The sequence below is a fragment of the Empedobacter sp. UBA3239 genome, from assembly GCF_002362875.1.
Lineage (GTDB): Bacteria > Bacteroidota > Bacteroidia > Flavobacteriales > Weeksellaceae > Empedobacter > Empedobacter falsenii_B.
Map to the genome: position 1 here is coordinate 1 of NZ_DEVJ01000009.1, position 12,175 is coordinate 12,175.

A 12,175-nucleotide genomic window follows, 5' to 3' on the forward strand; every position below is an offset into this window, starting at 1 on the left:
TTAGTTAAAGCAATTTACTGATTTTCAATCAAATGAAAAACTTTATTATTTAGTAAAAAAAATGCAAAACGGGTATTATGTTTAATATTTTAATATAATTAATAGAATTAAAAAAGAGAAAAAAAGTATAATGTAGGGGAAGTGATTTTTAATGAATTTTTAGTGATATAAATTGATTGTTTTTAACAATGAAATTGAGATAAAAAAATAGTATTCCGAATGAAAGTAGGAATAGCAAGACGGAATCACGGAGACCAAGATTGTTTTTATATTCCTATGATTTACAGATGATTACAAAATGTAATTACTAATTTCTATAAATAAAAGTAGTAATTTTAGTTATAACTAATTGATATATTGTATAGTTAGCTTGTTTTTTTAAATAGTATTTTATAGAAATACTAAGTTGTATAAAACGAAATTTATCTAATCAAAAGAAAATATAACAAGGTGTTTTTTGTAACAAAAAAAGCTTAGAATAATGACATAAAAAAAACCTCCATTTGGAGGTTTTGTATTTCTATTTTACATAAAATCTGTTATAAATATTTTAAATATGGTTAATATTAAATTATTATTATTTAAAACACTTAAATTTTATATATACTTTTTTATTCTAAAATTTTTTCTTAATATTAAATTAATTAACGTTAATATATAATTTTAGGTTGCAAACTATAATTGATTAATTAAAAACTAAAATTACATTAAAGATGAAAAAAATCTTATTAGCAAGTGCTTTTGCACTTATCGGAACTTTTGCTATAGCAAACGAAACAGAAACAAAAATTACAAATGAAGTTAAAGAATTATCATCAGTTATAAATTATAATACTTCTGAAGATGTTAATAATTGTGAAATAACAATTCGTGATGGTAATGGTAAATTACTTGCTTATACAATAGTTTATGCTACTTCAGAGTTAAATTGTAATTATCAAGCTGATAAGTATTTAGAGCAATATATTGCAGATCATTCATAATTGAATTAACTAATATCAACTACATTAATATAGCCTGATTATAATTAATCATGCTATTATAAAATAAATAATAAATGAAATTAAAGCCACTATTATTAATAGTTTTATTTTGTATTGCTAATTCTATTTATGCGCAAATATATCAACTTGATTATCAGTTTAATAATTATGTTTCAATATTGAATAGAACAAATACATATAACACAACATTAGTATATGACGTTCCTAATAAGGTAAGTTTATATACGGTAATAAAACTAAAAGAAAAAGCAAAGAGTGAAAAAAACAGTACTTCATTAGTTATAGAAGAAAAGGTGATTGATAATGAATTAATTTATAGTAATTTCAAAAAATTAGAAATGGTCATTCAAGAACAGATTGATATTGAAATGATGAATTTTACAGAAAAAATACCAACTATCAAATGGGAATTATCAAATGAAACAAAAGTAGAAAATGATTATAATCTTAAAAAAGCGACTGCTACTTTCAGAGGGCGAAACTATACAGTTTGGTACACATTAGATATTCCTGTAAATGTTGGACCATGGAAATTTCATGGACTTCCTGGTGCAATAGTAAGTGTTAATGAAGACAGCGGGAGATATTCTTGGCAATTAAAGGACGTGAAAAAGATAGAAGTAAGTACAATAAAAAATCCTTTAGAAAATAAAACGTATGCTGTAAAAAGCATCAAAGAATATCCACAATTAAAATTTGAAACGCCAGAAAGAGTTAAAGAAAAATTAAGAAAAATAGACAGTAATTTTATATTCCCAAAAGGAGAAAGAATAGATATAGAATTATTATTTGAATGGGAAAATAATTTATGATTCAATTAACTATCCAAAGCCACAGAAATTAGAAAAAAATAAGAATCTATATGAAAAATATACTTTCATTTGTAATGTTATTGTGTTTTGTAAATACATTTTGTCAAGAAAAAATACAAATAGAATACGAATTTCGAAATGAATTTGATATTGAAAATGCAAAAGATGCTGTTGTCAAAGAACGATTAAAAAACAGTAACGAAAATAGATTGTATTTTGAGTTTTTAAGTTCTGATAAAGAATCGCTTTTCCAAAGAATAGATAGAATTGATAACTCTCAGGGTAGATCAGGAGTCTCAATTTCCTTTATAAGTGGACCAGGAGGAATTTATTATAAAAATTTAGTTGACAAATCAACTCTTTCTGAAGTGAACTATAACGGAAAAAAAATGTTAATAACCGATTCTATAACAACTAAAAATTGGATATTAGCAAAAGATAAAGATAAAATTTTAGGGTTCGATGTTAAAAAAGCAACTTTACAAGTTTCTGAAAATTCATTTGTTGAAGCTTGGTATGCGTCAACAATTAAAATAAAAAATGGACCTTCTAATTATGAAGGATTACCAGGAATTATTCTAAAATTAATTTTGACGAATAAAGAAGAAAATTCCGTAAACAAACAAATTTATTTAGCAACAAAAGTTGAAGTGAGTGATAAATTAAAAATAAATAAACCAACAAAAGGTAAATCGATAACTCAAGTAGAATTTGATGAAATGATGAAAGAGGAGGAGAGAAAATTCAATGAATTATTTAAACAATAATTAAAAAATATAAAAAAAAGGATTTTGTTTTAAAAATCCTTTTTTTTATATCTATCAAATTGATAAAATTAGTTTATCAATCGACCCTATTACGTGTTGAATAAAAGTATTGGCAACTGTGTTCGTTTGTCAATTCATTCTTCTTCCATCATTTGTTTCATCTTGATTTGGAAATCCTAAAAAAAATACAGTATAAGAAAAGATATAAGACTTATTTATCTTAACATGATGAAAGGAATAAGAAATCAACTTTCAAATAGAAAATAAACAATATTTACATTATTAAGGTCTATTAAACATAATGGTTATTATACACCAAAATTTTTCAGGTTAAAACATTGAACTTGAACAAGTGCCGTTTTGAATAAGTAATTTTATATTTAAAAACGCTCGGAAAGGCGCATTTTACCGTTGTAACTGCATATCCAAAGCAGACATAAATAAAGCCTTAGTATAAAATTACTAAGGCTTTATTTGAAAAGATCAGAATGAGATCCTATTCTTGTTAAATGAATTTCTTTTTTATCTTCATCAAACTGAAACCAAATAAGAAGTAAATCAGAATTAATGTGACATTCCCAATAATCTTTATAGTCGCCAATAAGTTTATGAGCTTTCATTTTTAAAGGTAGATTATCAGCACCACCTTTAATTAATAATTCTAAACACATTTCAATATCTTTCAAATTCTCTAAATTTCCCGCATATGTCAACGCATCAAGGTTGATGATTTTCGTTTCAGGATATTTTAAGATAAATTCTCTTACAACATGAGAACCGATAAATCCAGCTCCACCTGTAATTAAAATAGTTTTCATAGTATTTTATAGTGTTATTTTTAATCGTTTCCAAACAAATCGCGCGTATAAACTTTCTCTTTCACGTCAGCTAATTCAGGTGCATTTCGATTCGAGATAATCACATCACATTCTTGTTTAAAAGCTTGAAAATCATTCATCACTTTCGATCCAAAGAAAGAATCTTCTTTCAGAACCGGTTCATAAACCACCACTTCAATTCCTTTTGCTTTAATACGTTTCATTACTCCTTGAATTGCTGATGCTCTAAAATTATCCGAACCTGATTTCATAATTAAGCGGTAAACACCAACTTTCTTAGGATTTTTAGCGATGATAGAATCTGCAATAAAATCTTTTCGCGTTCTGTTTGCATCAACAATAGCTTGAATGATATTATTTGGAACTGCATCATAATTCGCCAACAATTGCTTCGTATCTTTTGGCAAACAATATCCTCCATATCCAAATGATGGATTGTTGTAATGCGAACCGATACGAGGATCCAAACCAACTCCTTCGATAATTTGCTTGCTATTCAAGTTGAAAGTTTGTGCATAACTATCTAACTCATTAAAGTAAGCGACACGCAATGCTAAATAAGTATTCGAAAATAATTTGATTGCTTCTGCTTCGGTTGAATGTGTAAACAACGTCGGAATATCTTTCTTAATTGCTCCTTCTTTCAATAAATTAGCAAAAACTTCTGCTCTTTCGCTTTGCTCACCAATAATAATTCTTGATGGATACAAATTGTCGTATAAGGCTTTTCCTTCTCTCAAAAATTCAGGAGAAAAAATAATATTTTGATATTCTAATCGTGATTTTAAATCTTCAACAAAACCAACTGGAACTGTCGATTTTATAATAACTACAGCATTCGGATTAAATTGTTTAACATCCTTTATAACCGATTCTACACTTGATGTATTGAAATAATTTGTTTTTGGGTCGTAATCCGTAGGCGTTGCTACAATCACATATTCTGCCTTTGCATAAGCAGTTTCTTTGTCTAAAGTCGCAAGAAAATTAAGTTCTTTATTCTGCAAAAAATCTATAATTTCTTTATCTTCAATCGGAGATTTTTTTGCATTGAGCATTGCAATCTTTTCTGGAACAACATCTAACGCCACTACCTCATTATGCTGAGCTAATAAAATTGCGTTAGACAGACCAACGTAGCCTGTTCCCACTATTGCTATTTTCATTTATGGTTATTTAAAATTAGTTTAAGAGAACAAATTTAGTGAAATTCTCTTAATTCAAATACCAATTTACTAAAAATGAGCAAATAGACAAGCTTATTTACGTTTATAAAACTGTAACAATTGTTATTTCATTTTCAACGAACCGATTATCTAGTTCTTCATTTGCAAACTGGAAAAAATTTCAGTCAAAATTAGTTCTGTTTTAATATTCAAATTAACTTTACAAAAGTTAAAAATATAAACGTAATGTCTGTAAATAAAGAAATCAAACGTATCACTACCGAAACTGTGCGTAACATGAAATTTACCGGAGAAAAAATTTCGATGTTAACGGCTTATGATTTTACAATCGCTTCGCTTGTAGATACGGCTGGAACTGAAGTTATTTTGGTTGGTGATTCTGCTGCTAATGTAATGGCTGGTCACGAAACTACTTTACCAATTACTTTAGATCAAATGATTTACCATGCGCAATGCGTGGTTCGTGGAGCTAAACGCGCTTTGGTTGTGGTTGATTTACCTTTCGGAACTTATCAATCTGATCCGCAAAAAGCCTTAGAATCTTCTGTTCGAATCATGAAAGAATCTGGTGCACATGCGATCAAATTAGAAGGTGGAAAAGAAATCGAAGAATCTATTCGTCGTATCGTAAATGCTGGTATTCCTGTTATGGGACACTTAGGTTTAACTCCTCAGTCGATCTATCAATTTGGTTCATATAAAGTACGTGCAAAAGAAGATGCTGAAGCAGAAAAATTAATTAGCGATGCTAAATTATTAGAGGAATTAGGATGTTTTTCATTAGTAATGGAAAAAATTCCAGCTGATTTAGCTGCTAAAGTAACAGCCTCTGTTAATATCCCTACAATTGGAATTGGAGCAGGAGCTGGTTGCGACGGACAAGTTTTAGTTGTACATGATATGTTGGGATTAAACAACGAATTCAAACCAAAATTTGTTCGTAAATATTTAAACTTAGAAGATCAAATTCACCAAGCAATTGGACAATATGTTGCGGATGTAAAATCGGGCGACTTTCCGAATGCGAATGAACAATATTAATAATTTAGGTTAAGGTAGTGAGAAAGACAAAGCAAAACTCAATCTTAACATCTTTTAAACTTAATCTTAGTCTAAACCTTAAACTTACAACATGCCTTATCACGATTTCACAGAAATGCCAATTTGGATAAAAGCAATGAATATCGCTGTTCAAGTTTTTGAGTTAACTTCAAATTTACCTCGAACAGAAGATTATGGATTAACATCACAAATAAGACGTTCTGCAGAAAGTATTTCAGCAAATATTGCTGAAGGTTTTGGCAAATCGAGTATTAATGATAAGGTTAAATATTATGAAATCGCAAAAGGTTCGGCTTTCGAATCAAAATCTCATTTGTATTATGGACAGAAAGTTGGATATTTTAACGAAAACACAATAAATCTTCTTCTTGAAGAATTAAATGCTACAATTTTTGAGATTAATAAACTCAAAAAAGCATTAAAAAATTAAATAAATTCTAATTAATTAGGTTGACTTTCCCTAAGTCTTAACCTTATTCTCAATAACATGAATCCAGAAATTTTATTCGAAGATAATCATTTGTTAATCATCAACAAAAAAGCGGGTGAATTAGCACAAGGAGACGAAACAGGCGATATTCCACTTATCGATAGTCTAAAGGACTATATAAAAAAACGCGATAACAAACCTGGAAATGTTTTCTTAGGGTTGGTGCATCGTTTGGACCGTCCAACTTCTGGTGTGTTGATTTTTGCTAAAACTTCGAAAGCTTTAACACGAATGAACGAAATGTTTCAGAAACGAAATATTGACAAAGTTTACCGTGCTATTGTACAAAGCAAACCACCAAAAGACTTCGAAAGATTAGAACATTATCTAAAGAAAAATCCTAAAAATAATAAAACAACAGTTTATTCTAAACCTACTGCTGATGCAAAAAAAGCAATTTTAGAATACACTTATTTAGGCGCTTTAGATTCTTTTCATTGTGTAGAAGTGAAGTTATTTACAGGTCGTTCGCATCAAATTCGCGCGCAACTTTCTTCTGTTGGTTCTCCTATCAAAGGCGATTTGAAATACGGCGCTAAACGTTCTAATCCTGACGGAAGCATTTGTTTACATGCGCATCGCATTACATTTGAACATCCTGTCAAAAAAGAAGAAATGACAATTGTAGCTCCAGTTCCAAAAGATGCTATTTGGCAAGCAACGAACAAATTTAATTCGTAAATTTGTCGCTTATTTGTTTGTCAAATGAACAACATTTTTTATTTCATAATTTATCAAATTTCGCGTTTACCTCTTTCGGTTTTATACAGATTTTCGGATTTTTTGTTCTTTCTGTTGTACACGGTTATTGGTTATAGAAGACGTGTCATTAGAACAAATTTAGAAAACTCTTTTCCCGAAAAATCTCAGGAAGAAATCAAAGCTATTCACAAGAAATTCTATACTAATTTTTGTGATTATTTAGTCGAAACCTTAAAAAGTTTTTCTATTTCTCAAGAAGAATTGGACAAACGATTTACATATTCTAATCTCGACGTTTTTAATGAAATAAAAACTGAAAAACGAGATGTGATGATGATGTGTGGGCATATTTTTAATTGGGAATGGTTTATTGGAACAGTAAAACATCTACCAACAAAAGAAAGTGCAGCTGTTTATCATAAAATTCGAAATCCTTTTTGGAACGATAAAATCAATGCTATGCGTGGTCGTTTCGGGACAAAAGCGTTGGACATGAAAGATGTGTTGCGTTTTATGATGAAAGCTCCAAATGATGGAGAATTAACGTATTTATTTGTCGCAGATCAAAGTCCAAAACAATCAGCTGTTCACTATTTTATTGATTTCCTGAATCAGAGAACGCCTGTTTTTAATGGTTTTGAAAAAATTGCACGCCGCAAAGATATGGCTGTTGTCTTTTGTCAAACCGAAAAAATAAAACGCGGTCATTATCACACAACTTTTATTCGACTACAACCTCAACAAGAAAAATTTGAAGAAAATGAAATTGTTCATCAATTTTTTCATCATTTAGAACAAACCATTCAACAACATCCAGATAATTGGCTTTGGAGCCACAAACGTTGGAAATATGCCGATTTGTAATTTTAAATATTCATGAAAACAGCAATTGCAATCCTAAATTGGAATGGCGAAAAATTATTGCCTCAATTTTTACCTTCGGTTATTAACAATTCTAAAAATGCAACAATTTATGTAATTGATAATGCGTCGACTGACAACTCAATCGAATTGTTGACAACTCAGTTTCCTTCTGTCAAAATCATTCAGAACAAAGGAAATTATGGCTTTGCACAAGGCTATAACGAGGGTTTAAAACAAATTGATGCAGAATATTTCTGTTTATTAAATTCGGATGTCGAAGTAACTGAAAATTGGATAGAACCAATTGAAAAGTTATTCGATAATAATCCTGATATTGCGGCTATTCAACCCAAAATATTAGACTACAAAAACAAAGAATATTTTGAATATGCTGGTGCTGGAGGAGGTTTCATCGATAAGTTTGGTTATCCATTTTGTCGCGGACGTGTTTTTTCAACTTTAGAAAAAGACAATGGACAATATAATGATTCCACAAAAATTTTTTGGGCTACAGGAGCAAGTTTATTTATCCGAAAAAAAGATTTCTTTGAACAAAATGGTTTTGACGAAGAATTCTTTGCACACATGGAAGAAATCGACTTGTGTTGGCGATTAAACAACGCTGGACGAAAAATTTATTATTGTGGAGAATCGACTGTTTATCATTTGGGCGGTGCAACTTTGGATAAAGCCAATCCAAAAAAATGGTATCTAAATTACCGAAATAGTTTGTGGATGATGCTTAAAAATCTACCTGCAAACAAACTTTTTCCGATGCTTTTCACACGTCTTTCTATGGATGGAATTGCCGCTGTTGCCTTTTTACCAAAACAAGGACTTCCACATGTTTGGGCTGTTTTCTTATCGCATATGCATTTTTATTTTGGCTTTATAAAAATGTATAAAAAACGTCAACAACATCAAATTAAAAATTATTCTGATAAAGAATTATTGCCATTTCAATATTTTATCAAAAAACGTCAATACTTTAAGGATTTGAAATAATCAGTCTTCAAATATTAAATCATTTCTTAAAATTTCTATAATTTTTTTTAATTCTATTATTGTAGAATATAAAAATATTACTATCATTGTACAACAAATCAAACTACAATGAAAAAATTATTTACATTATTTACTTATTGCGTTCTACTTACAACTTTGTCTTTTGCACAAAAACTTGAAGTGAATTATCAAGAAATTATAGATGTTAACGTAGATGAACTAAAGAAAAATATGAAAGTTGAAACTTCTGGTTCTGTTAGTTTACCAAAAGACTTTTATGACAATATGTATAAGAGCCTGTCGGAACCTAAAGATTTTAAACTAATAATTAATGATAATTTATCTACGTATAAAAAAATTGAAAAAATTAGCAATGGTCAAGGTAATGGAGGCTTTTCTATGTCTGTGAGTTTTTCTGGTGGAGGAAATGGAATTGTAAAAGATCTATCAAAAAAGGAATATTCGAAAAGCGCTAATTTGATGGATAAATCGTATTTAATAAAAGATAAATTAACCGAATACAAATGGCAATTAACGCGTGAAACTAAAAAATTAATTGGTTTTGATGTCAAAAAAGCAACTGCAATTATTGATAGTACAAAATCTTTAGTTGCTTGGTATGCGCCGAGTATAGCCATAAAAGATGGACCTGGAATTTACAATGGTTTACCTGGTTTAATTTTGGAATTAGAAATTATTAATAATTCGAAATCAGAAAAAAAATCATTTGGCAACACAACAATTAGAGCAACTGAAGTGAAAGAAGTCCCGGACATGAAGCCAATTGAAAAACCTAAGGAAAAAAATGTAATTACAGAAAAGGAATTCGAAGAGTTGGCTAAAAAACAGATGGAACGTTTCAAAGAAATGAGGTCTGAAGGTGTGAGTAAAGATTAAAGAAAATATTTTTTATCAATCGTTAAACATTTCATACAATTTCTTGTCTAAGAACTATAAGCACATTTAAAATGAAAAAAATAATTTCAATTTTTGTTTTACTATTTAGTTTTTCAGCCTTTGCGCAACAAGAAAAAGTAGAAGTTTCGTACACAACACGTATCATTTTACCAGACGATTTTACATTTCAACCTCCTAGTGGCGGTAATGGACGTATGATGCCAAAAGAAATGCAAGAGCAATTCAAGAAAAATATTCAAGAGCCGCAAGAAGCTAAGTTGACTATTTTGGGTGATGAATCGTTGTATAAAATGGTTGAAAAAATATCAAACGATCAAAGTCAAGGTTCTAGAGGAATGAGAGGCGGAATGCGAATGATGTCGATGAATGGAGATAATATTTATAAAAATAGTACAAACCATTTGCTCTTAAAGGAACAAAACATGATGGGAAAAAGCTATGTTATAAAAGATTCTTTGCAAAATTTTGATTGGAAATTAACGCGCGAAACAAAAACAATTTTAGGAAACGAAGCCAAAAAAGCAACTGCTATTATTGATAGCGTTCAGACAACAGTTTGGTACATTCCAACTTTGAAATATAAAACTGGTCCAGAAAATTATTGGGGATTACCAGGTTTAATTGCAGAAGTACAAACAGAGATTAACAGAGGCATGTTTAAAGGCTCTAAAATTATTTCTTTGACGGATATCAAAACATCAACAAATTCAAAACCAATAGAAAAACCAAAAGATAAAGGTGCTATTTCTCAAACAGAATTTGATAAATTGATGCAAGAACAACGCTCACGTTTTGAAGAAATGCGAAATTCTGGCGTAAATAAACGAGATTAAGGTTTCTTAAAATTGAATTAATTATTTGTAATAATTAATTCAATTTCATATCATAAAACTTATATTTAATTCTAAATTAATCTTAAGAAATAAAATACTATGAAAGCTTTAATCATCGTAGATATGCAATACGATTTTTTACCAGGAGGTTCCTTAGCTGTGAATGATGGAGATAAAATTATCGAACGCATAAACAAATTACAAGAAAAGTATGATGTTGTTGTGGCAACGCAAGATTGGCATCCAGCAAATCACAAAAGTTTTGCTTCGCAACACACAGATAAACAACCTTTTGATGTAATCGAATTAGGTGGAAATCGTCAAGTTTTGTGGCCAGATCATTGTGTACAAGGCACTAAAGGAGCAGAAATACACAAAGATATCAAGCAAAATAAAATAAGTGCAATCATCCGAAAAGGTATGAATCCAGAAGTTGATTCGTATAGTGCTTTTTTTGATGTGAATAAAAAGAATCCAACAGGGCTAAATGGATTCTTAAAAGATCATAATATAACGAGTGTATACATTTGCGGCTTAGCAGCAGATTATTGTGTATATTACACAGCAAAAGATGCTTTAGCATTGGGATATACAACATATATTTTAGAAGGAACAACAAAGGCTATTAACCAAGAACTTTTTGATGAATTGAAAGAAGATTTTATCAAAAAAGGAGGAAATGTCTCGACGTATTTATTATAATATTATCAATAAATCGCTAGATAAAAATGTCATTTGGAAATCCTTAACTTTTTGAATGACATTTTATTTTTTAGAATAAATTCAAAAAATATCTGTAACATTAGTCTACAAAAGCAGACTAATTAGACAAATACAATAATTATGAAAAAAGCAATCTTAACATTTGCCTTAGGAATTATTACAACTACAATTTCTATCGCGCAAGACAATAAAACACAAAATATCGATGCAACTTATGTAATGGAAGTTAAAATGGACTACGAAAAAACCATGAAAACTATTCCAGAAGCATACAGAGCTCAAGTTGGAGGAATGCTAAAAGCTGAAATTGATGCAGGAATTTTTATGACTTACTTCTTTAAAAGTAATTCCAAAAATTCAACATTTACATTAGAAGAAAAAGTAAATAACGGACAAGGTGGATTAGGAATAATTGCTCAAAACATGGCAGCAATGGATAATAAACCAACTTATAAAGACTTTACTGTAACTCCAAATATGTATTACAAAGAAGTTGATATGGGTGTAAAACAATATTTGATTAAAGATCAAATTCCAGATTATAAATGGAAAATCTCGCGTGAAAAAACGGATATAGCTGGTTACAAAGCGACAAAAGCGGAAGGCGTTATGATGGATTCTATTCCTGTGACAGCTTGGTATGCGCCAGAAATCCCTGTAAAAGATGGACCAACTTCATTAGCTGGATTGCCAGGTTTGATTATAAAAGCTGAGTTTGAAATGAATGGAGCTAAATTAATTTACACATTGAAAGATTTAAAAATTTCTGAAAAAGAATTGAAAATTGCTTTACCTACAAAAGGAGAAGTTGTTACACAAGATCAATTTATGAAAATCGTAATGGATATTCAGAAAAAAATGCAAGAACAAATGAATGGAGGTCTAGACACTAAATAATTCATTCAAAACATATAAAAACACATCTGTTTCTAACACATAAGATGTGTTTTACAAAAAACTCTATTTTGA

14 protein-coding genes and 1 pseudogene are annotated in these 12,175 nt (G+C 29.6%); 12 read left to right on the forward strand and 3 right to left on the reverse strand.

Annotated features, from left to right (window positions below; translation table 11 throughout):
* Window positions 1-713: 713 nt before the first annotated feature.
* The 3 genes from B4G36_RS00910 (at window position 714) to B4G36_RS00920 (ending at window position 2,583) form a co-directional block, all read left to right on the forward strand.
* Window positions 714-983 carry a hypothetical protein gene (locus tag B4G36_RS00910; RefSeq protein ID WP_291061307.1) on the forward strand — a complete coding sequence of 90 codons (270 nt, stop codon included), beginning with the start codon at window positions 714-716 and terminating at the stop codon, window positions 981-983.
* 74 nt (window positions 984-1,057) lie between these two features.
* Window positions 1,058-1,816, forward strand: coding sequence for a GLPGLI family protein (locus B4G36_RS00915; protein ID WP_291061309.1), 759 nt, complete (start codon window positions 1,058-1,060; stop codon window positions 1,814-1,816).
* 50 nt (window positions 1,817-1,866) lie between these two features.
* Window positions 1,867-2,583 (forward strand): GLPGLI family protein, encoded by a 717-nt coding sequence (locus tag B4G36_RS00920; protein WP_115002331.1) that lies wholly within the window; start codon window positions 1,867-1,869, stop codon window positions 2,581-2,583.
* Between the two features lie 470 nt (window positions 2,584-3,053).
* Here B4G36_RS00920 and B4G36_RS13975 read toward each other — a convergent pair whose 3' ends face one another.
* The 3 genes and pseudogenes from B4G36_RS13975 to B4G36_RS00930 form a co-directional block, all read right to left on the reverse strand.
* Window positions 3,054-3,254: a type II toxin-antitoxin system YafQ family toxin gene (locus B4G36_RS13975; RefSeq protein ID WP_409410935.1), complete on the reverse strand. Its 201-nt coding sequence runs from the start codon at window positions 3,252-3,254 to the stop codon at window positions 3,054-3,056.
* Window positions 3,255-3,401 (reverse strand): annotated as a pseudogene (locus tag B4G36_RS13980) (GDP-mannose 4,6-dehydratase); the annotation flags it as partial.
* A gap of 20 nt (window positions 3,402-3,421) precedes the next feature.
* Window positions 3,422-4,588, reverse strand: a complete 1,167-nt coding sequence (locus tag B4G36_RS00930) for a nucleotide sugar dehydrogenase (RefSeq protein WP_291061313.1) — start codon at window positions 4,586-4,588, stop codon at window positions 3,422-3,424.
* A 246-nt stretch (window positions 4,589-4,834) separates the two neighbouring features.
* On the opposite strand from B4G36_RS00930, the gene panB reads away from it, so the two are divergent.
* The 9 genes from panB (at window position 4,835) to B4G36_RS00975 (ending at window position 12,103) form a co-directional block, all read left to right on the forward strand.
* Window positions 4,835-5,650 carry a 3-methyl-2-oxobutanoate hydroxymethyltransferase gene (panB, locus tag B4G36_RS00935; protein WP_291061315.1) on the forward strand — a complete coding sequence of 272 codons (816 nt, stop codon included), beginning with the start codon at window positions 4,835-4,837 and terminating at the stop codon, window positions 5,648-5,650.
* A 91-nt stretch (window positions 5,651-5,741) separates the two neighbouring features.
* Window positions 5,742-6,101, forward strand: a complete 360-nt coding sequence (locus B4G36_RS00940) for a four helix bundle protein (protein ID WP_291061317.1) — start codon at window positions 5,742-5,744, stop codon at window positions 6,099-6,101.
* Window positions 6,102-6,158: 57 nt separating this feature from the next.
* Entirely contained in the window at window positions 6,159-6,842 is a 684-nt protein-coding gene (locus B4G36_RS00945; RefSeq protein WP_286475007.1) for an RluA family pseudouridine synthase, read from the forward strand.
* 24 nt (window positions 6,843-6,866) lie between these two features.
* Complete coding sequence (locus tag B4G36_RS00950; RefSeq protein ID WP_291061320.1) at window positions 6,867-7,727, forward strand: lysophospholipid acyltransferase family protein; 861 nt, start codon at window positions 6,867-6,869, stop codon at window positions 7,725-7,727.
* Window positions 7,728-7,739: 12 nt separating this feature from the next.
* Window positions 7,740-8,732: a glycosyltransferase family 2 protein gene (locus B4G36_RS00955; RefSeq protein WP_291061322.1), complete on the forward strand. Its 993-nt coding sequence runs from the start codon at window positions 7,740-7,742 to the stop codon at window positions 8,730-8,732.
* Between the two features lie 108 nt (window positions 8,733-8,840).
* The gene (locus tag B4G36_RS00960) at window positions 8,841-9,629 is read left to right on the forward strand and encodes a GLPGLI family protein (protein ID WP_291061324.1); all 789 of its coding nucleotides are present in this window, start codon (window positions 8,841-8,843) and stop codon (window positions 9,627-9,629) included.
* A gap of 71 nt (window positions 9,630-9,700) precedes the next feature.
* Window positions 9,701-10,483, forward strand: a complete 783-nt coding sequence (locus tag B4G36_RS00965; protein WP_291061326.1) for a GLPGLI family protein — start codon at window positions 9,701-9,703, stop codon at window positions 10,481-10,483.
* Between the two features lie 99 nt (window positions 10,484-10,582).
* Window positions 10,583-11,185, forward strand: coding sequence for a bifunctional nicotinamidase/pyrazinamidase (gene pncA, locus B4G36_RS00970; protein ID WP_280035291.1), 603 nt, complete (start codon window positions 10,583-10,585; stop codon window positions 11,183-11,185).
* 141 nt (window positions 11,186-11,326) lie between these two features.
* Complete coding sequence (locus B4G36_RS00975; protein ID WP_291061328.1) at window positions 11,327-12,103, forward strand: GLPGLI family protein; 777 nt, start codon at window positions 11,327-11,329, stop codon at window positions 12,101-12,103.
* Window positions 12,104-12,175 lie beyond the last annotated feature (72 nt).

Excerpts from the sequence above, each read along its gene's own strand:
- B4G36_RS00910 (WP_291061307.1), top strand. The coding sequence starts at position 714 with ATGAAAAAAATCTTATTAGCAAGTGCTTTTGCACTTATCGGAACTTTT.
- B4G36_RS00915 (WP_291061309.1), top strand. The coding sequence starts at position 1,058 with ATGAAATTAAAGCCACTATTATTAATAGTTTTATTTTGTATTGCTAAT.
- B4G36_RS00920 (WP_115002331.1), top strand. The coding sequence starts at position 1,867 with ATGAAAAATATACTTTCATTTGTAATGTTATTGTGTTTTGTAAATACA.
- B4G36_RS13975 (WP_409410935.1), bottom strand. The coding sequence starts at position 3,254 with ATGTGTTTAGAATTATTAATTAAAGGTGGTGCTGATAATCTACCTTTA.
- B4G36_RS00930 (WP_291061313.1), bottom strand. The coding sequence starts at position 4,588 with ATGAAAATAGCAATAGTGGGAACAGGCTACGTTGGTCTGTCTAACGCA.
- panB (WP_291061315.1), top strand. The coding sequence starts at position 4,835 with ATGTCTGTAAATAAAGAAATCAAACGTATCACTACCGAAACTGTGCGT.
- B4G36_RS00940 (WP_291061317.1), top strand. The coding sequence starts at position 5,742 with ATGCCTTATCACGATTTCACAGAAATGCCAATTTGGATAAAAGCAATG.
- B4G36_RS00945 (WP_286475007.1), top strand. The coding sequence starts at position 6,159 with ATGAATCCAGAAATTTTATTCGAAGATAATCATTTGTTAATCATCAAC.
- B4G36_RS00950 (WP_291061320.1), top strand. The coding sequence starts at position 6,867 with ATGAACAACATTTTTTATTTCATAATTTATCAAATTTCGCGTTTACCT.
- B4G36_RS00955 (WP_291061322.1), top strand. The coding sequence starts at position 7,740 with ATGAAAACAGCAATTGCAATCCTAAATTGGAATGGCGAAAAATTATTG.
- B4G36_RS00960 (WP_291061324.1), top strand. The coding sequence starts at position 8,841 with ATGAAAAAATTATTTACATTATTTACTTATTGCGTTCTACTTACAACT.
- B4G36_RS00965 (WP_291061326.1), top strand. The coding sequence starts at position 9,701 with ATGAAAAAAATAATTTCAATTTTTGTTTTACTATTTAGTTTTTCAGCC.
- pncA (WP_280035291.1), top strand. The coding sequence starts at position 10,583 with ATGAAAGCTTTAATCATCGTAGATATGCAATACGATTTTTTACCAGGA.
- B4G36_RS00975 (WP_291061328.1), top strand. The coding sequence starts at position 11,327 with ATGAAAAAAGCAATCTTAACATTTGCCTTAGGAATTATTACAACTACA.